The sequence below is a fragment of the Mesorhizobium sp. M0058 genome (assembly GCF_040323095.1).
In the GTDB taxonomy this organism is placed as follows: domain Bacteria; phylum Pseudomonadota; class Alphaproteobacteria; order Rhizobiales; family Rhizobiaceae; genus Mesorhizobium.
Window position 1 is genome coordinate 31,626 of sequence record NZ_JAMYUQ010000001.1, and the last position, 25,318, is coordinate 56,943.

Here is a 25,318-nt window from a genome sequence, read left to right on the forward strand (position 1 = left end):
CGTTGGGCGTCGTCGCTATGTCAGCTGTCGTTTACTATTGGACGCACCACGATGATTTTGAGATCAGGCGAGGGGAAACGCGGTAGGCGCATGCCTTCTCGGCACCGATTTAGACGGGCAGATTTGACCGAATGAACTCATGCTTCTTTTTGGCCGCTGACGCGGAATATTTCCCGTACGCCTGCCTTGCAGCGCGTCGGATCGCAGACGTTTCGACGCCGATCGATGGCTACCTTTTTTATACCGGAGTTCGCCAAGAGGATCTCGGTATCGGCCAGCGTATATTGAGCGGCCGCGTCGAATTGGTTGATGTCGCCGCCTTCATCGCGAATGCTCGATTTGAGGCCGCAAGCCACAGCATAGCAGCCTACGTTCGCCTCTTCTCCGATCGGTTGCCTGTTTTCACGGGCTACGATCGCATCGCATATTCAGATTCCGACGTCCTTTTCAACCGCGACATCAACGATCTGGTTGGGCAGCAATTGCGCGCCCCACTACTCGCCGCTCATGACGATTACATGTATTTCCGGCCATCATATCGCGAAAAGCTGGGCCTGCAGCCCGGCGCGCCATACTTCAATTCCGGCGTCGTCGTCATGGACATGAACTCGATTCGGGCTGACGACCTATTGGGGCTAACCCGCAAGACGGCCGTTCTCGGAAAACTGAACGATCAGAACGCGCTGAACATCGTCTTCGAGGGCAAGTGGCAGACAATGCACCCGAACTGGAATCTGCAATCACTCGGCACAAGGGAATTCCGGTTCGCCCATGCCTATGCCCGCCATTTCGCCGGCGGCAAGCCTTGGGGCAATCAGGTGGGTGTCGAACTTGAAGCCCTCAAAGTTTGGCGCGATCTGGCGAAGGACACGCCTTGGGCAGGACCTTTCAAGCAACTGATCCCATTTGAGCGAGGTGTCATCAAAAGGTTCAAGCGCCGATTTGATGGTCTGACGGCCATGGTATCGAGCAAAGAATACTATCAGCGACGCGCTCGCTACGATGGACGGAAGACGCATGCTTTATATTCAGCGCAAGCTGATGCTGGGGAAATGGCGATCAGTTTTCCGGAGGTTGTCGGCGGCTTCGCCTAGGCCCATGCCCTCACGACAATTTTCCAACTGCTGGCTGTGGCCACAAAACCACTACCACCGGCTTTGCTGATGTAATCGAAAACGGTGTTACCGATCCTGACGTTGATGTTCGTAGCATCCGGCCAAATACCATGCCCCTTGCTACCGGCACCGTTGCTCATGAAGAGCGGAATTTCGTCCCCGATAGCCCAGCCATTATCTACTGTGGTGCATTGCGCAAACATCGCATACAGTTTTGGCTTCACACCAAGACCGTGCGCAAGCGTCAGGAGTCCACCTAGTGTGTAGGGCTGCTGGGCGCTCTCATAGGCTGTTTGGAATTTAGCGCCAGCGATCTGAAGGTATCGCGCATCCTGTTCGGCCTGAGACCACTGGATTTTGTACCAAGCACCCCAGACGCCGCCATTCTGGTGGCGCCGCCAGATTGTCGTGTTGGCTGCTGCTGCCGTGGTGAAGTCATAGACTGTCTGCGTCCTGTATCCGGCAGCACCGTGGGCTTCGACCGTGCCGATGTTCCACCCGGTGTTTGCCGCAGGGGCGTTGGCCGCCCCACTGCCCATATACCAGCCGTTGTCGAGCGCCGTGTTCCAATCGGCAATGGTCTTGGCCACCACGCCCAGGCGCGTGGGGAGGTTGGCGTCGGAGATTGCGGCGATCGGCTGGCCTGAGGCGCGCATGTAGGATCGAACACGCCAGCTGCCACCGCCCAGGGACTGCGCCACGGCGGTATCACCGGCGGCGGCAACGATGTTGGCGGCGCCCGGCAGGATGAGCGTGGCGGCATTATGGGTAAGCGTCGCCGCTCCGGAGAAGGTCAGGAAACGCAAGACGCCGCTGGGCAGCACGCCGAAAGCGGTGATCGCAGCCGCGCCCGACACCGTGACGGAGACACCGGTTGCTGCGGCCAGATCAGTCGTTGCGGCTGATGCGATGACACTGCTGGTCGTATGCAGAGCATCATTGCCACCAACCGCCGTGCTCGCGCCCGTGCCGCCCATCGTGATCGGGCGCGGCGTGTTCATGATCGACAGGAGATCGGCCAAGAAGGCGTTATATTTCCCGCTCTCGATCGTTGTGTTCGGGATCGCCGTTGTGTTCGGCGGCCATGACGTGACGCCGGCTCCATTCATAGGCATTGGCAGCACCTTTTGCTTTTTGGGGGATTGATCTATGTTCCGCGCCTATGCGCGTCAGAATTCTTCAGATCGTCTCGGCAGTGATTACGATTGTGATCCTGGTCGCTTTTCGCGACGCCCTGAAATGGTGGCTTGATCAGATGTCGGAGGACTTCATCTCCGGGCTGTTTTTCGGTGTGTTCGGGATGCTCGCCATCTTCCTGGGTCTAATGCTGTGGGAGCGCCGTGCGTTGGCCCGACGAGAGCAGCAGCGCGCGAGAGACCTTATCGACCTCTGACGCGTTCACACGCGAGCCACGGCCAGCGCGAAGAAGAGCCTCAAGCACTTCCGGATCGTTGCTGGTGAGGATCTTGGCCATAGCGCTCCGCGTGGCTTCATTCTTGACGCCGCTGAGTGCTTCAACGACCGCGTCAACGCCTTTCATGGCCGTGGCCCGGGCCGCCCCCGCTACCCCACCTGCCATGAACGCCTGAGGGACACCAAAGGCCTCGGCGCCGGAGCCGGTGAGTTCCTGCTGTGAGGCCTGGCGGGCTGCGGTGTAGGAGTTGCGAACTACCTGATCGGTTGTCTCGGCAAAGTGGCGCTCGCGCTCCAGCATGTCGAGCACCTTGCCGGTTGGCTCGCGGCCAAACAGAGTGGATAGCCGCGCGCGGTTCCAGTCGCCTTCGCCGCCGACGGCGCGCTGAAGAGCCACTCGGTCGTTAGCGGTCGTGCCAACCAGGCGCTCGATCTCGGCGCGGGCTCCCTGACGCAAGCGGACCGGCACCGCCGAAGGGCCGATCTGCAGACCCTGTGGCAGAGCACCTTGCCTGACCTCATCAACCAACTCATTCGGCCGTGGCGCTTCTCGGCCACCGGCGAGAACCGACTGTCCGCGCCCTACAGCCTCTTTCTGCCGGGCAAGCTCGGAGTATTTCGCGTCGACCTCCTTGATGCCTGGAACAGACGCCCGAAGCTCGTCGTCAACCGCTTGTCGGGCGGTTGTCAGCGCGTTCCTTGCATTTGTGCCCTGCGCTGTCTCCAGCAGGTCGTCGATCGCATGGCGGGTGTTCAGCAATTCGGCAGCGTCAGCCACAAGGGACGGCCCTGGTGCTGGCTGACCAAGCGCACGGGCGCGAGCGATATCTGCCGGGGTAGGCTCATGATCCAGCATCGCCCTGACCCGCTGGATGAGGCGTTGAGGTTCACCGCGAAGCGTCTGGGCTTCGGTTTCGAGGTATCGGGCGATCGGCAACGTGTCGACTGGTCCAGCGTCGCGCAAGGCCTCTCGATATTCCGGCGCCAAAAGCTGCTGGTTCCGGTTCGCGCGGTCGATAAGGTGCGATGGCGTTGGGGCATCACCAAGCGTCTCGTCTAGCCCGGAGCGGATACGCCAATTGGCATCCGCTTCGCGAGCGCCGACTGCACCCTTGACGATTGTCTTGCCTTCGCCAGGAAGAGCAGCCAGGCCAGCAGCCTGTGACCGAAGATTTTCGCCAAGATCCATGATCATGCCGCCGGGGCCGAGCTTTTCCATCTGACCCCGAGCGCCGGCATCGAGGGCGTCACGCCCTGCCGCCCTCGACAGCATCGCCGCGGCAACCTTGTCGATGCCAAGTTCCTTGGCTGCAGCGCCGAGGTTCCATCCATCGGCCAGCCATTTGACGCCTCGGCCAGCGAGCGGGCCTACGATCGGTGCGGCGAGACCCAGGCCGGCGCCGATTAGAGCACCCTTCCGAGCTTCAGACCAATCACCACCGGACCTGACGAGAGCATCCGCGCCGCTTATCGCCCCGCCCGACCCAGCACCCAGCACCAGTCGAGTTCCAAGTGTTCCTGCACCGACGCCGAAGGCTCCAGGCGCCGCTGCGATGGCCGGTATCGTGCCAGCAACTGCACCAGTAATCTGAGACGCCCGATCCAGCTTCGGATTCATCGACTTTTCTGCAGCGGTGCCGGCTTGGATGCGCTTCAGAACTTGGTCATAGGTCTCGTCAGACGCTCCTGCGATTGTCGCAGCAGCTGCCCGATCGACGCCGCCTCGGATAATTGGGCCCAAGATCGGAATGCCCTCCAGTATCCCGCCCGACGTGGTGCGCATTTTGCTCAGAGCATCGTCGCCCTCGATCCTGTCGGTGAGCGCATTGTACCCGGGAGGCGCGAACGCCGGGACGCGGGCCGGCTGCAGCGTGTCTTGGTCGATGCCGGCAACAGCGCGCTTTTGCTCGGGTGACAGCGTCTGCATCTGTTGGGCAAGCGCAATGCCGGCCTGAGCGCGTGTCTGCGCTGAGGCATCGGGCGCGGCCTGTCCAAGGGCGCCCAGCGCGGTCCTTTCGTCGGGCGCGTCGACTTCGTAGGTCTTGCCGTCCGCGCCTTGAATTTCGAATGTCGCCATTATGGTTTCACCCTGATCCGAACACCGTTGCCGACATCCTTCCAGCCATCCGGATTTGGCGATGCTGCCGGAGCGTTCGGCTCGGCCGTAGTCCGGTCGACCGAAGCCTTGATGCCTTCCAGCATGCGCTTCAGCTCTTTGACGCTGTTGGCCGCCCTGTCACCCGCCCCGCCAGTAGCTGCGGTGTAGACCTGGCTCGGAAGGTTCCATGCCCCGCCGTCCTTGGTCACGTCGACAACCGGGTCGTAGATCATGTTTTCCATCAACTGGAGATCAGGCCCATTGAGGACACCCAGATTGAAGAGTTCCTTCATCTGCAACATGATGCCTTGGCGGACGGTGTTCAGATTGTCCTTGGACGCGCCGGGCATTGCCTCGATGCCGGTCTTGGCGACCAGCTCCGAATAGCGGTCGAGTTCGCCGGTGATGGCATCGAACGCCTGGTTGACGGAGGAAACCCGGTTCCGCTGTGTTTCTGTCGGCTTCATTGTGCCGGGGATGACGGCTCCTGCAGAAGGAGCGGCCGAAGGCGGCGCAGCGACGGCGGGAGCCGGTGCCCCAGCAGCAGGAGGCGCTACCTGAGCGGGCGAAGTCACTCCTGGCGCGGCTGGTGCGGCAGGCACGGCACCACCACCGGGAGCCTGTAGCCATGCCGGAAGGTTGGGCGGCACCTGAATAGGCACCATCCCATCAGGCGTCTGCACCATCTGCGTCTTTGGCTGCGAAATGATGGCGTAGGCAGTTGCATATTCTCGCGAAGCGGGATCGGCGGTCGAGAGGATGTTCCAAGCCTGGGCATCGAGGCCGTTGCCTTCGAACTTCGTCGGGCCGCCGCCTGAAATGCTTTTCGTCTCGCCGCTGGCCGCATCGAACAGGGTGTCGTCGTCCAGCTTCTGCCACTGCTTCGGCGGAACGGCCAGAGACTTGCGCGCAGCCTGAATTTGCAGCTGCCGCAAAGGATCGGCCTCCTGCATTTTCTGCTGGAGCATCATATTGGCCATCGTCTTTTGCTCGGGCGACGCCCACGGGTCAGCGGCAACCTGCATGATCTGCTGAATAAACGGACCGCCCTGACCGGGCTGGATAGCGCCGCCAGTGCCGCCAGCCTCTACCGGGATGCTGGACAGGTCTTCCTGCGGAGACATCGCCTGAGCGACCTTCTGGACGCCGGCAGAGGCTGGTGCAGCCTGCTGGGGCTGCTGAGCGCCAGCAAGAGCCGCAACGACCGGCGACGGGGCCGCTGCCGCTGGAGCGGGCTGCTGAGCCGCGCTGAGGGCCTGCACGACGCCACCGCGACCGCTCAGCGGTTCCGGGCTCATCATTGTTGACAGCACGCGCTGGCCGGCCGGCGTGGTCGCAGCAGCATCGCCGGGGCCGGGATTGGGCAAAGGCGCATCGGCATTGACCGGAATCCATCCCTGATTGCCAGTCGCGCCGGCCATGCCAGTCGTCTCGACAAACTGATAGGTCTTGCCGTCGGCGCCGCGGCGAACTTCACCAGCTTTTCCAGGTTCTTGCGGAGCGCCGGGATAAGTGGGACGCGTTGCGGGTGCCATCGGGTCGTTAGGATCGAGCGGAGGAAGGCCGCTGGGATCATACGCAGGAGCCGTGGTGCCGGGCGACATAGTGGCGAGGCTCGGGGCCGGTGTCATACCAGCGGAGGGATCGACCGAGGCAACCTGAACTGGGTCTTGTGACTGCTCCTGCTGGGCCGCCCGCGTTGCCTGTGAGGGCGTAGCGCCGGCGCCAAGCGCCTTCTGGTAGGTCGCAACGAACCTGTTCGTATTTGTGCCCTGCTCGATGCCACCGGGAAGGCTCGTCCACGTCCCGCTCAAGACCTGGCCTACGTTGGCGATTGCGTCCGGATCGCCGGATTGTAGAACGTCGTCGAGCACTTGGCCCGTCTTGGCCTTGTAGGTCTTGGCGGCGAGGTTCCATGCCGCCTTGTCCTGGTTGACTGGCGAGAAGTCGGGCAAGCCGAGTTCCTTGGCCTCATCGTCCCATGTGGAACCCAAAAACTGATACTTGCCGGCGGCTGACGAGGTGCGGCCAGCATTCGGCCCGGTTTGGATGCGCACCGCCTGGTTAGGGTGGCGGGAGAAATCGTCGAACTTCCCGCCGCCATAGATGACGTTGTAGCGACCGCCGCTTTCTGGGCCGGAAATCGTGTTGAGCAGCGCCTTCTGGTAAGGCTTTGCGTCCTGCCATGCGAGTTGGTCGCCGCCGTAGTCGGCCGCGCCGCTCGCGGAGGCCGCAACTGGAGAGCCCGGAGCCGCCGGGAAAATGCCGGCATTGATCATGCCGCCAAACGCGTCGGTCGCGCGGGCTTGTCCTGCGGTCTCTGCCGCGTCGGCGCGCCTGTTGAGCACATTCTGCACGATGCCGTCGCCGAGCGCGTTCAAGCCCTCGCCGATGTTCTGCGGCGCCCGCTGGGAAGACATCAGCGCCTGGACAATTGCCCGCTTCTTGGCGACTGACGCAGGCGTCTCGCCCTTCTCGGCATCGAAGATGAATGACAACGCCATGTCTCAGGCCCCCAACGACAGAGCTTTGCCGTAGTCGACCTGGCGATAACCGTCAGGCCGACGCGAAACAGCATCGGGTCGCACCTTCTCGACTTCGCTGGCCATGAGCCCGAGCCGCATCGGAGCGCCCTTCGCTTCGCCTTTGTAGTGGAACTTCCACAGCCCCATTTCCGGGGTGATGTCGGCGAGCCGTTCCTTGTCCTTTTTCGCGTCGTCGTCGGATAGTCCGATGAGCTTGCTGCCGAGACCAAAAAGACCACCGACCAAGCTTCCGGTCTGCGCGTTTTTTGCATTCACCGCGTCGACGCGCTGCTGGTAATTCTGGTTGATCAGCCCGGCGTTGTCGGTTGTCGGAATGGTGCTGCCGGTATACCCGGCGGCCTGTGGCGAACTGACCTGCGATCCCGAAAGCAGCGCCGTGATTTCGTTGATCGGTTGGTTGCGGATTGCCTGGCCCTCCGCGAACGCCTGCCCATGCCCCGAAAGGATGAGCTGGTTATTGGCGTCGTTGACGTTGTGGCCCTGCTGGGCCATTGCTCGGTCATAGGCGGCCGAGCCAAGTTTGATGCCCTGATTTGAGAGCTTTGTTGCCAAGGCATCCTGCTGTTGAGCCAAGATCGGATCGAGGCGCGCTTTCCCGAGCTGCAGCAGCCGTGCTTCGGTGGCGTCGTTCGAGCCATCGAAGGGCTTGGCCATGTAGTCGTTCAGGAACGACGATTGGTTGTTGGCAAGGGTGCCAAGGTTCAGCTGCGCCTTGTCGGTCTGGTCCTTGATCGCCTGCTGCGCGGCGGAAAGCGTCGTCGTCGCGGTGCGCGTCGGGATTTGATAGGTCTTGCCCGTATAGGGATCAGTGATCGATTGCGTGCCGCTGTTCGTATAGGTGATCGTGCCATCAGGCCCGACCTGATTGGCGTTGTTCAAATACGAGTTGGCAATAGCAGTCGAGATGTTCGTCCCGGTCGAAGCCGCGGAAGTTTCCTTGGGATCTGGCGGCTTAGGTGCTGAGGCTTTACCCATTTGTCTTCCTCGTGAAACGGCCGTTGCGCCAGTCTTCTTCAGTGAGCGTGAAAACGTAGCCGTCTTCGTCGCGGCCGCGCATGCGCTTGATCAAGTAAGGGGTGAAGCCGAAGGCCTTGGCGATGCGCACCATGCGCTCGTTCTTCGCGGAGACCTGCAGAACCACCATCTGACATCCGACCTGGTCGAACGGATACGAAAACATGATGTGGCGGACGTTTGCCGTCAGCCATCGCGGCGTCTTCGAAGCACTCGAAATCTGCATTAGCCCCGGCTCGGGCTGGTAATCGTGAAACACCATGCCCGCCACGAGCTCGCCCGTCTCGTCGTCTCCAACGCCGATCGCCTGGCACTTGCCGAAACCGGCTTCGCAGCCAGGCGTCATGTCGGCCACGAACCGAGCGACCGCTTCGCTATGGCCGAAAATCAGTTTCAAACGACCACCGAACCGACTTCATAGGTCATGTCGATCGCGACGAGCTCGGCATCAGGCGTCGGCGTCACACCACAGGTCACCTGCACCTGAGGCGCGATGGCAAACCCCGTCAGGCCGACAGAGACCCATTTCGTGGAAACCGTCTTCGTTGCGCTGGCGTCCCACTTCGCAACATCCCAGAGGCCCAGATCCCATTCATCGAAAACGACATCGTCGGCAACCGACGACGGCGCCGACGGCAGCGAGACCTGATAGTCCTTGGAAACCGAGAGCTTGGCGATGAACTTCCGGCTGGCCAGGAAGACCGTCCGCGCCATGTGAACGATCTTTCTCCGCGCCGGCGACTTCATGTGATCGAACAGGCCAACATAGGTGCAGGTATAAGGCGAGCCGTCATCACTGCCGCTGACCTCGCACTGCATGATCTTGCCATCCGACGTCCCGAAATACGCCCAGCCGTCATGCAGGACTAGGCATCGCGTATCCCAGCCTGTGTAGTCCGCCCATGCACCGGTTTGCAGGTTGACGACGAAGCACCTCGCATCCTGTCCGACATCCGCCGGCAGCGAGACGATTGCCATGTTGAACAGCGGCCACTTCAGGATTTCCCAAGGCAGGTTGGCGCGAGCCGCAGCTTCCCTGCGCCAGTCCGGCTCGATGTTGCGCGAAACGCTGATCATCGAAAGCGCCGCACGGTCTTTCTGGATGGCTTGGGAAATCGGAATGATGCCATCATCCATGCCGATCAGCAGTTCGCCACCGGCTTGCATGACTGCGCGCTTGCCGCGCGGCGGCGACATGTCATAGCGGCCTACGAGCGACCAGTCATTCGGGTCGGCCGGGTTTGCACCCTCGTAGACCGCTACCTCGCCCTTGGTCGAAACGAATACGCATTTGTCGTCGACACCGTCGCCGGCATCAAGCGACCAGGTGCCGCCAAAAAGCAGCGATCCGCCCTTCTGGAAGACACCGGCAAGTGAGAGATCGACGGCGGCGCCGGCAATGGTATCGACTGGTAGAAACCAAGCCGTAAGGCTGTTTTTTTGGATGAAAAATTCGCGGTTTCGATAGGTCCAGACGTGCGAGAGCTTGTTCGTGGCAATGGTGCCCAGCGCGGCCACCGTCGTCCATGCCGTGCCGTCGAATTGGCGCATGCTGTCCGTGCCGTTCACGGCCGACAGATAGTCGCCGCCAGCGGTCTCGAACTGCACATAGGAGAAATAACCGCTGGTCAGCCCGGAGACCACGGGAGCCGGCGCTACATTGGGGTTGGCAGGGTTCGTGACATCGAAAATCTTCGTGCCATCGGCCGCGAACATGAACCGGCCCGGCGACGCGTCATAGGACATCATGCTGACCACTGCGGTAGTGCCGATCGTCGCCTTCTTCTTCTCGCCGCCACGCAATCGGATGCCGGTTGTCGTAGGAAACCAGTTCTCGAGGACGCGGGCACCCTGCGGCTTCGACGCAGCGAGGTTTTCATTCGAAATCTTGCCCCGGATCGGTGCTGGAAATGTGAGCGTGCTGTGGTGCTGCTGCGATTGGGCCGCAACAGGAACGCGCCTGAAGCCGGCCCTCATGGCGTGATTACTCCCGGAAAGGCAAAGTCGGCGTCAATCGTCGAGCGACGCCGACCGACGGCCAGGATGTTGGAGCCCTTGTCGGCACCGGCTGACACCGCGATGGCATCCTCGTAGGTCGCCATGTCCTCGGAATAGGCTTGCCCTTTGTTGGCCTTCCATTGCCAAATGATGCCGAGCTTCAAAACGCGCTCATCGAGGCGGAACACGTCATCGTCAGCCGTGAAAGCTGCCTTTGTGGCGCCGTCCTTGTCCTTCACGATTTTGTTGGTCAGGTAATAGAATTGCGCCGTGGCCAGGTTGGGGATGGCGGGCTTGATCTGGATCTGATCCCCGATCATCGTCCATGCGCCAACGAGGATTTGAAAATTCTGCACCGCCAGCCCCAGCCACTCGTCGCTGTCGGGATAGTGCGTGAGCGACGTGTAGGGGCTTGCCGACGGCCAGACACGCGCTTTCTTCAGCATGCGCTGGTAATCGGCCGGGAGATTGAGGCCGGTCGAAACGCCGTCGCCGGTGAGCGTGGCAAGCGTCTTGAGTTTCGTCCAGTCCCGAGTGTCGAATGCGATCCTCTGCGCCATCTCGTTGGCGAGCGACTGCAATTCGATATGCTCGCGGTCGGTCGACGAAAAGACGGCGGTCGGCACGGTCAAGCCGATGACCGTGCAGACATCCTTGATGACGCTGAGGATCGTCATGACGGATCAATCCACCATCGCCAATTCCTTGGCCGCAGCGACCAAGGTGTCGTGGTTCGGATTGCCACGCGGCCGGGAGCCGGTTTCCTTGGCGATGTAGACCTTCAGGGCTTCATCATCCATCGCCTCAATCTCGGCAGCGGTTGGCGGCTTGGTCGGCTCGTCTTCGTTTTCTTCGTCGACTTCATCATCGTCGGCGGTCTGGTCGTCGTCTTTCTCGTCGGGCTCTGCCGCGACAGCGGTTGCGGTATCGTCGCCCTTTACGCCAGCCTGCATGAACTCTTCGCGCAGCCGGCGTTCATCCGCCAACTGCTGGGTCAGGGCCGCGACCTGAGCCGCAAGGTTGACGATGTCGGCGCTGCCGGCCGCATTGTCGAGATAGGCCTGCGCCTGGTTCTTCAGTTCGCGGCCGCCCATGCCGAGCTGCTTCAGCGGGGTGCCGTCCAGCGAAGCCAGCTGCTCGACTGTGTGGACGCCGAGCGCCTTCAACTCGCGGCGCTTGCCTTCCTTCAGGAACGGCGCTTCGGAAAGCGGCGTGCCGGAAAGCGGCTGGGAGGTGCCGTCTTTGAAGGCGAGATATTGCTTGTTGTAGAGCTGGGCATAGGTGACGAGACCGCCGCCGGCCGCAATGCTCTCGCGCGTGGCGTTCGGTTCGGCATCATGCGCCGGATAGGTCGCCTTGGTCTGGCGATTCGCCGGGAATGAAAGGTCGCAGACCTCCATATCGGTGAAGATCGGCCGGCCGGCTGACCTGCTGGCCTGTTCGTTGGGGATGACGTGATTTCGGAAAACGACGTTGACGATGTTCTGGTTCGCGCTCATGGCGAAACTCCTGTCTGAGAGGGTGCAAAGAAAAACGGGAGCCGAAGCCCCCGTTTCAGTGTCCTGTTGGAATTGGCCGGGTTACGCGGCCAGAGCGTCGTCGACGTACGGTCGATCGATCTCGAACTCGGCGAGACCGGCAGACGGTACGCCGACCGCAGAAGCGCCCTTGGCGTTCTTGACGCGGTCGCCAGCGACAACAGCATCGTCGACGCTGCCGGCGGTCGCCGTGGCGTAGACGTTGGCATTGTCGAGGAAGCCGACCAGAGCCTTGCCGATCGCCTTGCCCTTGATCTGATACCAACCGAACTGGCTGGCGACATTCGCGGACATGGCGACTGCAATGGAACCGATCATGTCGGGGCCGAGGAGCACCGTCGACCAGTCGTCAGGATTGTAGAGCACCCACGAGCCGACACCGGTGGTGGCGACGCCGGCGAGATAGATGAACTCGCCGACGCCGTAGACCGGATCTTGCGCCTGGATGATCTGACCCAGCCAAGGGCCAGGAGTGGAGCGCCCGGCCGCCGTAGAGGCCGGGAGCGTTGCGGCGATCGGCGGGAGGCCGAGATGCGGAGTGTGAGGAACGTATGCCATTTTCTGGGTCCTCTCCTTTACGCGGCCGGGTTGCTGTCGATGAGCTTCCACTGGAACAGCGGATTGTTCATCGTCAGTTCGCCCATGAAGCCGATGTACTGGACATTCGCGTCCTGATTGATCGGCATCATGGATTTGCCGATCTTGTTGAAGTTGCGTTCCGGGTGGTAGCGGAGCCAGAGCGTGTCGGTGTCCAGACCATAGGTCGTGTTCGCCGGCATGTTGGAGCCGATGCCGCCTTCCTGGACGATTTCAGCGGAGCGACCGGCGCCGAAGTATTTCAGCGACGTGAAGCCGAGCTTGCCGAGCCCAGAAACATCGTTGACGCGCTGGATTGCCACGGTGGCCGCGTCATAGGCTGCGTAATGCTCCGGCGACATCAGCAGGAGATCGGCGGCCCTGGTGCCACGCGAGCGCTGCGTCATGATCGAGTTGAGCATCGGGCGGATGGTGGTCGCCGTTACCTGCGTTCCGATAGCCGGGAAGGCAGAATTCGCATCGAACACCGAAGTGCGCCAGATCGCATTGGCGCCGCGATCGATACCGGCATAGACGCCGGAATTGACCACAGTCGGAACCGCCAGCTGGAGGCCGCCAAGTTCCTTGCCGCCGAAGCGGGTGCCGTTGCCGTGGAGCGAGATATCAACCTCGTCCTGCAACTCACCTTCCGCAGCCTCGATGTGAGACTCCAGAATGTCCATGAGCTGGTTTTCGCCCTCGTTGTTGAGGATGTCCTCATTGGCGAGAGTGACGGCGACCGCGCACATTTTCGGCGAGTATTCGGCGTCGTTGAACAACTCAGCCGGAACCGGGTTGAGGAAGTCGAAGCCGTTATACCAGACCGCCGAACCCGTCTTGGTGTAGAGCAGGCGCTGGCGGATTTTCGGGCCGGAGTACTCCTTGAACTTGCCCTTGCGCTTCAGCACGTTGAGCAAGCGTTGGAATTGGAGACCAGGTCCTGGTAACCCGAGGCTCGATCCTCAAGCGCCAGAGACAAAATCTCCTGGTTCTTTTCTACGGAAGTAAGAGCCATGTCGGCCCTCCTTTTTGCGATGGATTATCCGATCTGGGACACAGCCCGCCGGAGCGAATCCTTGATTGAGGTGGAAGCTCGCTTCGTTGCCGGGTCTGAGCCAGCCGAGGGCGCGCCTGTGATGGATTTCTGGCCCTTCAGGGTCTGAGCCTGGAGGTCTTGAGCGGTGCGCGTCTGAGGCGCTGCTGAAACTGTGGTTGTCGATGCGGCCGGTTCGGGATTGAGCATTTCCGCGAGCTTGTAAGCTTCGGCCAGATCGGCGGTTTTGCCCGATTTCAAGAAAAAGGCGATGTCTTCGGCCAGGTCCTCGAAACGGGGATTGTCAGCCGCGAACTTCTGCACCTGCGCGTCGATCGTTGCGACGTGCTGCTGCTGCATCGTGTTGGTGACGCCGCCGACGCTATGCTTCAGCGTCTCGATCTCGCGCTTGAGCTGCTGGATGGTGGCGTCATTCTGGCCCTGCACCTCGTCGGGCTTCTGGCCCATGACATGCGCAGCGAGCTGGCGAAGCGAGATGCCGGCATAGTCGCAGACGGCCTCAATGCCCTTCAGCGGGTCCGAGAGTAGCGTCCGCTCCAAATTGGTGTAGCGCGTCATCGCATCGCGCATCGTGGTGTTGTTCTTGGTGGCCAGTTCGTGGAAGTCCCGGACCTTCTCGAATTCCTCCGCTGGCACGCGGTGCTTTTCGATGCCGGCTTCAAGCTCGCGGATCGAGCGGTGAACGGCTGCCTTGACCGGGTCGGGAGCCTTTTCCCATTCGGCCATCGCAGCGGCATCGCTCTTGAAGCGCGCTGGCGCCTCGGCATGGCTGGTTTGCGTCTTGCCGGGCTCGGTCCTGGCTGTCTCTGCCGGCTTGGCAGGCTGCTGAGTGGTGTTCGCGTCCTTGGTCGGCTTCGGATCGGGAAGCGTCTTGTCGGTCTTGTCAGCAGCCTTCTCGGCCGGCTTGGGCTGGGCCTCCACTGGTTTCTTGCCGGTGTCGGTCTCTTCGGCCTTGGCTTTCTCATTGACTTTTTCGGCCGCAGCCTTCAGCGCTTCGCGAGCGGTCGGCGCCTTCTTTGCTTCCGGTTCGGGCTTGGGCTCGGCGGTGTTGGGTTCGGTGCTGATCGGATTCGGCGTCTGCACGTCGTCGGCAACAGTCGAGATTTCGGCGGGCGCCGAAGCGCCTCCGTTCAAGTCTTCCATGGGATTGCTCCGTCTGAGGGATTGCTGGTTAGTGGTGGTCCTGGCGCATCAATTCCAGCGCCTGGTCGATGTGCTCGCGCGTGATTCCGCGCAGCAATTTCTCTTCCATCTTCGCCCGAATGTCGTTCGGGATGATCAGGGACAGCGCGCCCTCAAGCATGGCGACACACAAGACAGCCTGCTGGCCAATATCGAGGCGACTGGCTTTGAATGATGCCTCGATCGCGTTGGCGAGGCCGGCGCTGATCACGGCGCCCGGACCCGTTCGCCGCGGTCAAATCGGGCTTTTGCTTTCAGCACTGTTTCTTTGATCGCCTTACGGTCGATCTTCGCACGCTTGCGGGGCCGCAGCCGTGCCGGGTCGTTGCCAACTTCCTCGAGCCCGGCGGCGCGGTAAGTCGCGCGAAGAGCCGATTTCGAGGTGTAGACCTTGCCGTCGTGCATCGACTGGACTTCGGACATGGTGTCCGAATTGATCATTGGCGCCGACAGATGCGAGCGCTTCGGCTTGGTGGTATCCACCTTGCGAAAAACCTGCCGGCCGTCGCCGAGATTGATCCACGTGTAAGCCATTACAGGCCGCTGGTCCGCTTCAGCAGAGTTGCAACGCCCGGGTTCACATTGCTTAAAGCAAGCTTGTGCGCATCGAAGACACCGGCGTTGATCTGCTTGGCCAGTTCCTTTGCCTGCTCGCCAGGCACCCCAACGGACATAAGCCGGTCGACGTTGCCATTGGTGAGGCCAGCATTCATCTGGCGGGCTACTTCGACCGCCACCGGATATGACATCCCGCCCCGGCAGAGTTCATCAGCACTGACTGGCATGGTGTTGTCCTTTTCAAAGTTGAGCAGCAGATGGCTGAGGCGCGGCGTTCTTCTGCGCTTGGCCGAGCACCTGAAGGCGCAGTTTTTCGATTTCGAGCTGACCCTTCTGCATGTCCTGCTCGTGCTTCTGAGCTGCGGCAGCCGCGTTCGCCTCGATCTCGCGGATGCGGATATCGGCCTCGCGCTGCTTTTGCGCGGCATCGGCGTTGATCCGGGCGATATCGGCCTCCGCCTTGGTCCTTGCGATTTCCGCGTCGCTTTGTGACTTGGCCATTGCGGCGTCAGACTTGGCCTTTTCCACCGCCATCTTGCCTTCGTTGGCCTTGGCGTCAGCTTCCGCCTTGCCGGCACTGGGATCTGGCCTGGGCTGGGAACCCATCGCCTTCATCTGCTCCGCAAACTCGTCAATCGTCGCATCCATGCTGCGACCGGGGCGGAACGGCGCCATGGCGAATTTCAGCACCTCGGCAGCGAAGGGAGCCGTCTCGGGTTGCGCCTGCACCATCGGGCCAAGCTGGGCGAGCGTGCCAGCTAGTGCCGTCAGGAACTCGCTGCGGCGCTGCTTCTCGGCGTTCTCGTCGGGCTGGATGGTGCTGTCGGTCTCGATGTCGAGACTGAACGGCCGGATTTTCTGATCGTGCAGGAAGTCCATCACCTGGTCGATAGTGACGGTCTTTTTCAGATCCTCGATCTGCTTGGCGATCTGGGCAATCTGGCCCTGAGCCTGCTGCATGATCTGCTGCGCGGCTTTCGGGTTCTGCTTCGCCATCGCGGCGACTTCAGGATCGCTCGACGCGCCCTGCAATTCCTTCTCGATGCTCCTGGCCTGGGCCTCCAGCGGCTTTACCTGCTTGGCGATATCGGCATCGCTCGGCAGTTCCATCTGGCTCATTTCCAACAGCGTCTTCGACTGGAAATTCTCTGCCATGACCTCGGCGATGATGCGCGCCGCGTCGCGAGCGATGCGCACCAGCTCGTTCTGCCGGTCGCGGATGCGGACAGAGCCGTATTGCGTCTTGATCTGCTGCGCTCCGAGCGTTTCGTTCGGGTTGCTCTCGCCCCGCATGATGTCCGACAGGCCGCTGATCTGGTAAATGTCCTCGATAAGCTGCTTACGAAGGGCGATCAGCTGCGTGATCGTCGATGCCACCATGTCGGTCGGCAGCCAGACAATCGTGTCCTTGGCCGATCCATTGCCGAAAGCAGCCCAATTGCTGACCGGAACCATGATCTGGCGCGGATCGCGCGTCTTAACCGCAGCCTCGATCGCATCGCCGATTTCACCAGCGCCGGCCGGATAGAAGCCGCGCACTTGAAGCGCTTCGGTCAATGCCGAAATGCGGTTGGTGATGTCGTTGATTTCCTCGATCTGGTCTTTGTAGAAGACGTAATCGGGGACCGGGATAAGGCTCTCCGGCTGCAACGTGCCATAGGCCGGCTGCGGACACGGGAAGAAGTTTTCCAGCATCAGGTGCGGCGCGCCCTCGTCCAGCACGACATCAACGCCTGGTGACAGCCACACCACCTTGTTTTCGGACTTCGACCACAGCTCCCAGACGCGCGCCTTCAGCTTGCCGTCGGTGTTGTTCTTGTCGTCCTTGCGCTTGGCGAACTCGGCATCCTGATAGGCGTTGCCCGAAGTCGCCTTGAAGCGCTTGCGCATCTCTTTGCGCGTCATCCATGCGCCGCCGGCGACCCAGTCCACCTCTTTCCAGTTGCGGGCAGGATCATGCACGAAGTCGCGGCGGTTCTTGTGCTCGATGCAAACGGTTTCGGTGTAGCCGTTCTCTCGGCTCTTGGTCTCGTACCGGATCCACATGCACCCGCGCGCAATCGTGGCCAGGTCGTCGCGCACCAGGCGCATCACGCCGTCTATGTTCTGCCGATCGAACGTGACCGCCGTCGAGCGCTCGACAAGCTCCGATGCCGTGCGCGGGAGCGGTCGCCTGTCCTGAAAGCGCGGCGCCACAACCGGGACCGGTGGGCGGGAATACATGGAAGGCTTCAGGACTTCGATATTGGCCCAGAAGATTTGAAACTCACGGTCGCGGGTGACGTTCGCCAGGCGCTCCAGATCGGCATATCGCTTCTGGATGTTGGTGCATCGTGTCTGATAGTCGGCAAACCCGGCCTTCTCCTGATCCGTGATCAGCTTCAGCCAGCCCTTGGAAGCCTTGGGCTTCAGCGACGGGTCGACCGCATCATCTGCGGTGCTGTCAATCTCGTCTTCTGTGTCGTTGATCATATGCGAATCCTTCGACGCCCGTTGCCGTCGTCAGGCACGCCGGGAAGCTGGACATGGCCCTCTGGCACCTTGGGAGCCGGCGTCTTGGTCTTGGCCGCCCATGGCCGCGACATGCACGCGTAGCGCGTCTCGTCGGCGGCATGGTCTTCCTGGTCGCTGTTGAGGTCTTCCGGGTTCGCCTCGTCATGCTGAAGCGCCGGCAGTGTCCGAATGGTGTGGATGCAGGTTTCGAAGAAGAACAGCATCGCCCGGCCGTCTTCGTCGCCAGTCAGTCGGCCGCGCAACTGATCCCAGCCGCCCATAGCACCGCGTCCAGCCGTTCGCTTGTTGTCGGCGCGTCGGAAGGTCGATCCGTTAGCGTTCGTCCCGTTCGCCATGCGCTCGGCTAGCGATGGTCCGCCGTCTTGGCTGAACGCTGCAGGGTCAAGAACGCCGTAACTGATCGTGTCGTCATGGTCGCGCTGGCGGACGCCGGCCCCGACGGCTTCTGCATGAAGCTTCAGACCGGTGTTGGGCAGATAGCGGCCCGACTTGTCGATCTTCACCCCATACCATTCGCGGTACTTGATGAGCGCGCCGCGTGGAATGACGATGCCGGGCGTGCCAGCCACGCCGGACGGCACAATCGTGTCATCGGACGCCACCGCATACCACCCGAATGAGAACGGCTTGGCGCTGCCCCAGTCGCCCGCCCTGAAGCGTGTCCAATGGTCTGGAATGGCAAATGGTTTGACGACATGCCGGCGGCGTTCGAAGTTATCAAAATAGGCGCCCTCGACAACGTCCCAATCGCCATAGCGCATAGCGCGCACCAGGCTCTCCGAGCCGAGACCCATCAGGCGGCTTTCATAGCCGGGGTCATTGTCGTTCATGCTCGGGTTGTCTTCGAGCTGGGCAGGGATGAACTGCCGCTGCATGCCGCCTTCGCTGACTTCGGCCTTGTACACCTTCAGCGGCAGCACGCCGTCAATGAACGTTGCCTTGACGAACTGGTGACCGATCCCGCCTGGATTGGCTCCACAGAGGATGCGCGGGAACCGGCCGGCGTATTGCGGTGGAACCCTGATCCCGACCATGCGCACGCGGTTGCGGAGAAAACGATAGATCACTTCGGTGAAGTGGGTCAGTTCGTCGATCAGCAGCACGTGAATTTCAGCGCACTGATATTTGAAACGGTCCTTCTCGTCCTTGCAGTGACAAAGGTAGATCCTCGATCCGTTCCAGAATCGAATTTCGTCCTCGACGATCGTGACGAACCCGCATTCCACCCAGCCGGCGAGCATCTGGCGAAAGCCTTGCGGGCCTTCCATGTGGTTCTTGATCAGGTCGTCGCGGATGCGGCGGAACAAATAGACCTGAAGGCCTGGGATTTCAGCGCACCAAGTGATGGCCGCAGCGCGCATCAGGTGCGACTTGCCACCGCCGGCAGCACCGCCATAGAGCGCTTCGGTTGCTTCCGTCTCGAATGCCAGCGCCTGCTTGTCGTGCAGGTCGAGATTAATTTCAGCTGCGGCTGCGGAGGCGGACATTGACCACCGGGACGAGCGCGGCGCCGTCCTTGCCAGTGAGCTCGACGCGTTCCTTGAACATGCCGAGATGCTTGCCGAGGTCGACCAGCGCCGATTTCTTGTCGTGCATCTTGATCTTGATGCCAGTCTGGGTAAGCGACACCTCGGACACCGCGGCGGCTGTGTCGTCGTCCATCTTGTCGCTACCGATCAACTCGACCGGATAGATGCCGAGACCGTTCGGCTTGGCGTTCTCCGATTCCGTGTCGATCGGGCTGCGGCCCCACTGCACCGCCTTGCGGATGTCGGAAAAGGCAATCTTCGCCAGCTCGGCAACGATGCGTTCCTGCGTGACGCCGAGCTTCTGAGCGATGGCCGCCTGCCGCGCTGCGATGGCCTCGCCAACCATAACATTCGATAACAGGCGCGATCCCTGCACCTGGGCTGTTAATTCGCTGTAGCCGGCCCGCTTTGCCGCCTGTGTGGCGTTCAGGTCGATCATGAATTCTTCGACGAAGCGCGCTTGCTTCGGGGTTAGCTCTTTTGCGGGCATTGAGGCACCTTGCGGTCTGAGCGCATGCAGGAACTTGTGCGTTCTAAGACGCTATGGTTTGTTGGAGCTCGTGTGTGGGAGTGGCGACTTGGACGATAAGACAACTGGTGTTCGTATCGAACGCATCGACGGCAAATGGGCGGTGCAGATTTTTGAGAACGGCGAAACCACCCAGCATCTTTTTGAGAACGAAGAATTTGCCAGGAATTTTGCGGCCGGTCAGCGGATAAGGCTTAACCCGCCGGGGATCGAGCCAACGCTCACTTGAGACGGTCAGGCTGCAAGAAGAAGTCTCTGGAGGAGCTTCCTGCTTCGCTGCTCAACAAAAAACCCGCCTGACTTAGGCGGGTTCCGGCGCAAATCGTCACCGTGCCCAAATATCTACCATACGTGACGGCACGTTTCAACTGTTGTGACGCGTTGCTGACTGCGACCCGTAGTGGAAAACGAGGCGTTCCAGACCCATGCGCAAAAGCTGGGCGGGAATGTCTCGGACCACGTTCTCCCGCTGCGCCACTTCCTTGATTGACATCCCGAGACCGCATACCGCATCGATTACAGCCAGTATCTCGGGATAGACCAGAGCTTGCCGCGCCCGCGCCATGACAGCATGGTTGTCGATCAGCTTGGCCGGGACACTCGCTCCGGACCGCCCTCCGTCCACGCGCTCGCCCATGCCCATGGTCTTCAGGCCCTCGCGCGTGGCCAGTTCGAAGTCAGCGCGATAGCGAGTACCGGCCTCCCGCTGCTTGTACGTCAGGCTCGAGATGCCCTTGAGGGGATCGACCTTGCGAACCCGGGCTATGCCACCCGTGCTGATATAGCCGCCATTGCTGACATCGTAGACCCGACGCGCTTCTGCCGTCCCGGCGATAAGCCGATCGCGCCCGTAATCATCCGTCTGGACAGCGAAGTCATGGCCGAGGTCGCGACGGATTTTCACCTGTTCGGCCTCACCCTTGCGCATCTTTGGCGCGGTCGGCTTGGTTTTCTTTGCTGCTTTCGTCATACGAAACTCCGTTGGGGTGCGCCGCGCCGTCAATTCGCCGCGGCGCGCCGTTTCAGGCGACCAAGCGCATCACCTGTCGCTTCTTCTTTGTCTTGCGGTACCAGATTGATCCGAGCGCCTTCCATTCCGACGTGCGATGGGTCTTCGCCATTAGTTTCGCTTCGTCTTCGGCCGACAGGTACAGATCGCCTATCGTTTTCGACAGATCATCGGGATCGAGCTTTATCGACATCTCACTGTCGGTCATGACGTACTCGGCAGCCTTGATGTGAGTTGCGGTGATGGGTGCCAAATGAGCCTTGGCCAAGACCTCAAGGATGATCCGCGCTCCCAGTGGTTCACGACGGGCGACGAGGCCCCTGATGGCCGAAATCGCAATCGTATCGCCAGGCTGATATTTGCCCGACTTGGGCAGATTCTTAAGAACTTTGACCCCGGCCCGCTGACAGGTACGGTCAACGTCCACAGCGTCCTCAAAACCCGCTAAGACCGCAGAGTGATGGAGATGCAGTGCGGTAACTCCAAGCCGCTGAGTGTTTTGACCGACGAATGCCGCTGCCTGGGTCTGGGTGTCGGGCGCGTCGACGATCATCACCGGGATAAGATCGATATGAGGATTACTCGCAGCTGCAATTGCAGTGTGCTGCCCGTCAAGCACCTTCAAGATAGTTTTGCCGCCATGCTCGGCGTAGGCACAGATCGGCGGCTTATATTTCGTCCAGCAAAACCTCTCGATGATTTGCCGGATTTGTCTGTGGCCTTTTTCGCCAATAGCACGCTGGTACTCATGGTCGACGAATAGGGCCGACGGATCTACGCGCTCGCAGATCGGCTCACCTGTGCTGGGCTTACGTGGATTGAGGCCTGTTGTTGAGATCGCGGCAATACCATTGAGAAGTTCCACAGAGTTTTTCCTGTTACGCAGCTCAACCTGAGCGGGGACGCCTCTGCATGAGTGCGCGGCTGCTTGGTTGCAGGCCTCGCTGTGGACAACGACCAAGCGCGCCGAGCTTTCCCCGACATTCTCGGTGTCTGCCCACCGGTAGCCGAAAGATTGGTGAACGAACGCTTGCGAACCGCTCAATTTTCGTTCCCTTCGCTTGCCGCTAGATATTCCGCTGGACTGATGTGGCGGACGGGCGATGCCGCGCCAAATGTCCCGAGCTGCGCATCCCGATAATTGCGATTTCCCTTCGGGTCGAAGTCAGTCGCCGCTATTGTCCGCAGCCATTTCGGAGCCTTTGCTGCAGCGCGCTTCCGCCGCTCTTTCGTCCGCCGTTTCTTAGCGGCCTGTTTCTTCTCCTGCCGGGTCTGCTTCGGAAGGGTGGGAAACGGGTTTTCCTGCAACCCGTTTTCTGCCGGCCCGCTCGACAGGATCTTGTTCGAGATCCAGTCAGCCCGCTTTTCGGCTGGCGATATGGGCGAGCCCTCGATGCGATCAGCCGCGCGCCAGGCTTCCGCGTTGGTCGGAAACGGCCCCGCCAAGGTTTCGCCGCGAGAAACCACAATCCAGCCCCCGCCCGAAGCTTCAATCACGGTCATGGCAACGCCCTTTGTTGTCGTTCGAAAGTGTCAGGCCTCGGGGAATTCGCGGCGCCGGTAATCAACCTCGTCAATGATCCGCCGCAGATCCGCCCTATTGGCGTTGCCGATCGCTATCCACCGCTCCAGGACGGGTTTCATTGCCAACCAAGTCTTGTCTGGCAACTCGCACCAGATGCCGATTACAGCGTCGCGGGCCGCGAGATTGATGCTCGTGTGGACAAGCAACGCCTGTTCAACAGACCACGGAAGCCGCTCGGATTTTTCCTTATTCGGCATCTTCAAACCTCCCGTTCTGGATGTTGAAGTTGATCTTCAGCTTGCAGGGATGGCCCAGCTCGTCGAAGCGGGTCTTCTTGTGGAAGATCACCGCATCGGTGCAGCGTTGGCCCTCGTCGAACATCTTCGGGCGGTGCACGACCAAGCCCTGGTCAACGCGGTTGTCCCAATGCTTTGAGCCGGCTATGTCGTCGAGCTCCGGGGGCGAACCTTTGCGCGGCCCGTCCATTTTCGCCGGATGGGCCAACACTTGGACGTGACAGCCCATGTCCTGCGAAAATTTGTAGATCGCCGTCAGGCAGCGGCCGATGTATTCGGTTTCTGTTTCCCGAGCCTCGCGCTGGCTTTCCAGTCGGTTCCATGGGTCGAGCTGCACCACTGATGCGCCGTGCCTGACCACCGCGGCCTCTGCCGTTTCAAGTAGCCAGCCTAGCGTTGGCGTCTGCTCCGGGTGCTGCATGAACAGGTAGTGGTCGTTTATCCACTGGTCCGAGTACCGGATTTCTTCCGGCGTCATTTCTCGCTCCAGACGGCCTGCATGCAGCGTCCGCAGGATGCGCCGGTAGTGTGGCTTGGCCCGCGTCTCAAACGTGGCCGTGGCGATGACCAGCCCGTATTTGTCGGCGATGTCGGCCCAAACCTGCGCCATCACTGCCGTCTTGCCGTGGCCAGGGTGACCGGTGACCACTGACATGGTGCCGGGCGCGAAAAGGATCTTGCCGCGCCAGGCCGGCATGCGGGGAACCTCCCAAGCTCGGATCGGCGCCATCTCCGGCAGTTCCGCGAGCCTGTAGAGACCGGCGACCGGCCACGGCAACGCACCATTGGTGACCAGGTCCTTCAGCGCTTCGATGCCATCAGCGCGCAACATGTCGTTGGCGTCTTTGATACCTTCGGGCCAGTCGATGAACCAGAACTTGGCGGCGCCGAGCAGATGGGCCATGTCCGCCCGGAGCGAAAGCCCGGTGTCGTCCATGTCCCCGCACCAGATGAAACGCTTGTGCTTGCCGAGGCCGCGCGCCAGAGCCTGTTCGACGTACTCATAGCCGGCGGGCTCCGCTGGCTTGTCGTCCGCGCCTTCCTTCTTCTCCCGGCCGCCGTTTGGCACAGACAGAATCCGGCCGATCGGTAAACCGGCCTCGACCATGGCTGCCAAGTCCCATTCGCCTTCGACCATGTAGACATCGCCGGGGGGCGCGGCCAACACGCGGTCGAGATTGTAGAAGCAAAGCTTGCCGCCCTTCTCGCCGATGAAATCCTTCTCTGGGAAGGCGCAGGCCTTGTAGTTCACCCGCTTGCCGCTGAGCGTGTAGGGGAAGAAAACGGCCTCGCTTTTGCGTTCAAGACGGCGAGGAAAGTAGACCGTTCCTGAGGCGGCGCCGAGCTGCGCCAAAGTCGTCGCGCTTATGCCCCGGACCGTCTTTGCGTAGTCCTTTGCCGCCGCCGAAAGCTTGCCCTGTTCGAACGCCACCGTTGAAACCGCAGTGGTGGCAGAAGTAGGTTGCTCCGTCTCCGTCGATCCTGACAGCAAGGCATTTGTCCTTTTTCTTCCGGCGATGCGGGGAACAAGACGGGCAGGTAGTCCGCTGCTCGCCATCGCGATCATTGATGAAAATTCCGAGTTCGCTCAGCTCGCGCATCAGTTGCCGACCTGTTGCTTGGTGTCGTCGTAGAGGCCGCCAGCGAAGCGCCAGTACGTGCCTTCCCGCTCGACCGGGTAACCTTGGCAGCGCGCGTCTGTGATCCATGCCGGTAATTTGGGATCGACCTTTGCCGGCGCCGGGGGGCGGTATTGTTTCAGCACTCCGCCGAGATAGGCCTTTGGCTTTTTGGCGCTCGCGGCTCGACCAGCGATGTCAATCAACTGATCGAAGTCGCCGCCAAGATGCTCGCCGATCTGAAACAGCATCCCGCGCGGCACTCCGGCTTTCTGCCATCCGGGCAGGGCGGCATAAAACTTCTCTTCGGCCGACCCGTGCCAATCCGGCCCGCCCTCGCGGTCATTCTTGTTTTCTGCCGGGTTGGGTTGGACGGCTTGAGGGGGAATTTTGTCGACCACAGCCGAAGGCGCGTTGTTCTTCTTTTTAATGCCTTCAATGCCTTTAATGTCTTCTTGTTTGTCTCGGGGTTGTCTCGCGGTCGTCTCGCTTGGTGTCTCGCTAGCTGTCTCGGCTGGAAGGCTGACGCGCTGATAAGTGTCGTATTTACAGATAGTTATGACGCTCTGCCCTGTCTCGACGGAGATGCTGATCATTGTCTCGGTTTTTAGACGCTTTAGAAAGCGGTCGACACTGGACCGGTGCCATTGCCAGCGATCGGCCATGAACCTGACCGATGACGCGAGCTGGCCGCGCTTCAACGCTACCATGCCGTCCTTGACCCGAACGCGCCGCGCTTTCCATGCCGCCTCGCGGATCAGCCAAACCCATGCCTCGCGCTCGGTGAACGGTTCCGCCGCGAAAAAATGATGTTCGAAGATGTCGCGAGACACCGCGAAAACGCCGCTGGTCATTGCGCCGCCGTCATGCCGATGCTCGCACCAAATCAACTGACGGCAGTTCCGGCGGGTACAGGTCGGGACGGAGGCGGCCACGATGGATGCCTGTCAGCCGCTCGACTGCAATCACGCGGTCGTGCGGGATCTGCTTCCACTGGCTTACGGCCTGCGGCGTGATATCCAGCATCTCGGCAAGCTTCTTGGCCTGGCCGATTGCTTCAACGGCCAGTTCGAGGCCGCTCTTTCCGTCCGGATCACTCATTAAGTTCTGCACCCCTGGCTTGATTTGCGAAGTGAAATTCAAGCACGGCTTAACCATAAGTTCAAGTGCAGCTTGCTTGAATTAATCAAGTCTGGCTTTAGTCT

At 61.0% G+C, this 25,318-nt stretch carries 26 protein-coding genes; 2 read left to right on the top strand and 24 right to left on the bottom strand.

Going from position 1 to position 25,318, the window contains the following annotated elements:
• Positions 1 to 131 precede the first annotated feature (131 nt).
• Positions 132 to 1,094, top strand: coding sequence for a glycosyltransferase family 8 protein (locus tag NKJ75_RS00175; protein ID WP_352498999.1), 963 nt, complete (start codon positions 132 to 134; stop codon positions 1,092 to 1,094).
• On the opposite strand, the gene NKJ75_RS00180 is transcribed toward NKJ75_RS00175, so the two are convergent.
• The 17 genes from NKJ75_RS00180 to NKJ75_RS00260 form a co-directional block, all read right to left on the bottom strand.
• The gene (locus NKJ75_RS00180) at positions 1,091 to 2,230 is read right to left on the bottom strand and encodes a pyocin knob domain-containing protein (protein WP_156932553.1); all 1,140 of its coding nucleotides are present in this window, start codon (positions 2,228 to 2,230) and stop codon (positions 1,091 to 1,093) included. The two genes, NKJ75_RS00175 and NKJ75_RS00180, sit on opposite strands and share 4 nt — an antisense overlap.
• Before the next feature lie 206 nt (positions 2,231 to 2,436).
• Complete coding sequence (locus NKJ75_RS00185) at positions 2,437 to 4,605, bottom strand: hypothetical protein (RefSeq protein WP_352499000.1); 2,169 nt, start codon at positions 4,603 to 4,605, stop codon at positions 2,437 to 2,439.
• Positions 4,605 to 7,130, bottom strand: coding sequence for a glycoside hydrolase family 24 protein (locus NKJ75_RS00190; protein WP_352499001.1), 2,526 nt, complete (start codon positions 7,128 to 7,130; stop codon positions 4,605 to 4,607). Before NKJ75_RS00190 ends, NKJ75_RS00185 begins: the two co-directional genes overlap by 1 nt.
• 3 nt (positions 7,131 to 7,133) lie before the next feature.
• Entirely contained in the window at positions 7,134 to 8,147 is a 1,014-nt protein-coding gene (locus tag NKJ75_RS00195) for a hypothetical protein (RefSeq protein WP_352499002.1), read from the bottom strand.
• On the bottom strand, positions 8,140 to 8,583 hold the full coding sequence (locus NKJ75_RS00200) for a GNAT family N-acetyltransferase (protein ID WP_352499003.1): 444 nt from the start codon (positions 8,581 to 8,583) through the stop codon (positions 8,140 to 8,142). The genes NKJ75_RS00195 and NKJ75_RS00200 overlap by 8 nt, the downstream gene beginning before the upstream one ends.
• Positions 8,580 to 10,163 carry a hypothetical protein gene (locus tag NKJ75_RS00205; protein WP_352499004.1) on the bottom strand — a complete coding sequence of 528 codons (1,584 nt, stop codon included), beginning with the start codon at positions 10,161 to 10,163 and terminating at the stop codon, positions 8,580 to 8,582. The genes NKJ75_RS00200 and NKJ75_RS00205 overlap by 4 nt, the downstream gene beginning before the upstream one ends.
• Complete coding sequence (locus tag NKJ75_RS00210) at positions 10,160 to 10,861, bottom strand: phage adaptor protein (protein WP_023695664.1); 702 nt, start codon at positions 10,859 to 10,861, stop codon at positions 10,160 to 10,162. The genes NKJ75_RS00205 and NKJ75_RS00210 overlap by 4 nt, the downstream gene beginning before the upstream one ends.
• A gap of 6 nt (positions 10,862 to 10,867) precedes the next feature.
• Positions 10,868 to 11,683, bottom strand: coding sequence for a hypothetical protein (locus tag NKJ75_RS00215; protein WP_023695665.1), 816 nt, complete (start codon positions 11,681 to 11,683; stop codon positions 10,868 to 10,870).
• A gap of 81 nt (positions 11,684 to 11,764) precedes the next feature.
• On the bottom strand, positions 11,765 to 12,280 hold the full coding sequence (locus NKJ75_RS00220; RefSeq protein WP_023695666.1) for a hypothetical protein: 516 nt from the start codon (positions 12,278 to 12,280) through the stop codon (positions 11,765 to 11,767).
• A 17-nt stretch (positions 12,281 to 12,297) separates the two neighbouring features.
• Entirely contained in the window at positions 12,298 to 13,206 is a 909-nt protein-coding gene (locus NKJ75_RS00225) for a phage major capsid protein (RefSeq protein WP_352499005.1), read from the bottom strand.
• Positions 13,207 to 13,337: 131 nt separating this feature from the next.
• Positions 13,338 to 14,495: a hypothetical protein gene (locus NKJ75_RS00230; protein WP_352499006.1), complete on the bottom strand. Its 1,158-nt coding sequence runs from the start codon at positions 14,493 to 14,495 to the stop codon at positions 13,338 to 13,340.
• 28 nt (positions 14,496 to 14,523) lie between these two features.
• On the bottom strand, positions 14,524 to 14,745 hold the full coding sequence (locus NKJ75_RS00235) for a hypothetical protein (RefSeq protein ID WP_023695669.1): 222 nt from the start codon (positions 14,743 to 14,745) through the stop codon (positions 14,524 to 14,526).
• Positions 14,742 to 15,017 carry a hypothetical protein gene (locus NKJ75_RS00240; RefSeq protein WP_156940676.1) on the bottom strand — a complete coding sequence of 92 codons (276 nt, stop codon included), beginning with the start codon at positions 15,015 to 15,017 and terminating at the stop codon, positions 14,742 to 14,744. The genes NKJ75_RS00235 and NKJ75_RS00240 overlap by 4 nt, the downstream gene beginning before the upstream one ends.
• 50 nt (positions 15,018 to 15,067) lie before the next feature.
• Positions 15,068 to 15,319: a hypothetical protein gene (locus NKJ75_RS00245; RefSeq protein ID WP_156939134.1), complete on the bottom strand. Its 252-nt coding sequence runs from the start codon at positions 15,317 to 15,319 to the stop codon at positions 15,068 to 15,070.
• Between the two features lie 13 nt (positions 15,320 to 15,332).
• A complete protein-coding gene (locus NKJ75_RS00250; RefSeq protein ID WP_352499007.1) occupies positions 15,333 to 17,564 on the bottom strand; it encodes a hypothetical protein in 2,232 nt (743 codons plus the stop codon).
• Positions 17,561 to 19,093: a terminase large subunit domain-containing protein gene (locus tag NKJ75_RS00255; RefSeq protein ID WP_352499008.1), complete on the bottom strand. Its 1,533-nt coding sequence runs from the start codon at positions 19,091 to 19,093 to the stop codon at positions 17,561 to 17,563. The genes NKJ75_RS00250 and NKJ75_RS00255 overlap by 4 nt, the downstream gene beginning before the upstream one ends.
• Entirely contained in the window at positions 19,068 to 19,625 is a 558-nt protein-coding gene (locus NKJ75_RS00260) for a terminase small subunit (RefSeq protein WP_352499009.1), read from the bottom strand. Before NKJ75_RS00260 ends, NKJ75_RS00255 begins: the two co-directional genes overlap by 26 nt.
• 88 nt (positions 19,626 to 19,713) lie before the next feature.
• Between NKJ75_RS00260 and NKJ75_RS00265 the strand changes: the two genes are divergently transcribed.
• Positions 19,714 to 19,893, top strand: coding sequence for a hypothetical protein (locus NKJ75_RS00265; protein ID WP_081731211.1), 180 nt, complete (start codon positions 19,714 to 19,716; stop codon positions 19,891 to 19,893).
• Between the two features lie 135 nt (positions 19,894 to 20,028).
• Here NKJ75_RS00265 and NKJ75_RS00270 read toward each other — a convergent pair whose 3' ends face one another.
• From NKJ75_RS00270 to NKJ75_RS00300, 7 genes are all read right to left on the bottom strand, one after another.
• Entirely contained in the window at positions 20,029 to 20,634 is a 606-nt protein-coding gene (locus tag NKJ75_RS00270) for a DUF6456 domain-containing protein (protein WP_352499010.1), read from the bottom strand.
• Positions 20,635 to 20,686: 52 nt separating this feature from the next.
• Entirely contained in the window at positions 20,687 to 21,538 is an 852-nt protein-coding gene (locus tag NKJ75_RS00275; RefSeq protein WP_352499011.1) for a hypothetical protein, read from the bottom strand.
• 176 nt (positions 21,539 to 21,714) lie between these two features.
• Positions 21,715 to 22,176 (bottom strand): hypothetical protein, encoded by a 462-nt coding sequence (locus NKJ75_RS00280; RefSeq protein ID WP_352499012.1) that lies wholly within the window; start codon positions 22,174 to 22,176, stop codon positions 21,715 to 21,717.
• A gap of 30 nt (positions 22,177 to 22,206) precedes the next feature.
• Entirely contained in the window at positions 22,207 to 22,455 is a 249-nt protein-coding gene (locus NKJ75_RS00285) for a hypothetical protein (protein ID WP_023820551.1), read from the bottom strand.
• Positions 22,445 to 24,061, bottom strand: a complete 1,617-nt coding sequence (locus NKJ75_RS00290; protein ID WP_081731198.1) for an AAA family ATPase — start codon at positions 24,059 to 24,061, stop codon at positions 22,445 to 22,447. The genes NKJ75_RS00285 and NKJ75_RS00290 overlap by 11 nt, the downstream gene beginning before the upstream one ends.
• A gap of 33 nt (positions 24,062 to 24,094) precedes the next feature.
• The gene (locus NKJ75_RS00295; protein WP_352499013.1) at positions 24,095 to 24,967 is read right to left on the bottom strand and encodes a hypothetical protein; all 873 of its coding nucleotides are present in this window, start codon (positions 24,965 to 24,967) and stop codon (positions 24,095 to 24,097) included.
• A 10-nt stretch (positions 24,968 to 24,977) separates the two neighbouring features.
• Complete coding sequence (locus NKJ75_RS00300) at positions 24,978 to 25,214, bottom strand: transcriptional regulator (protein ID WP_023820554.1); 237 nt, start codon at positions 25,212 to 25,214, stop codon at positions 24,978 to 24,980.
• Positions 25,215 to 25,318: the final 104 nt, after the last annotated feature.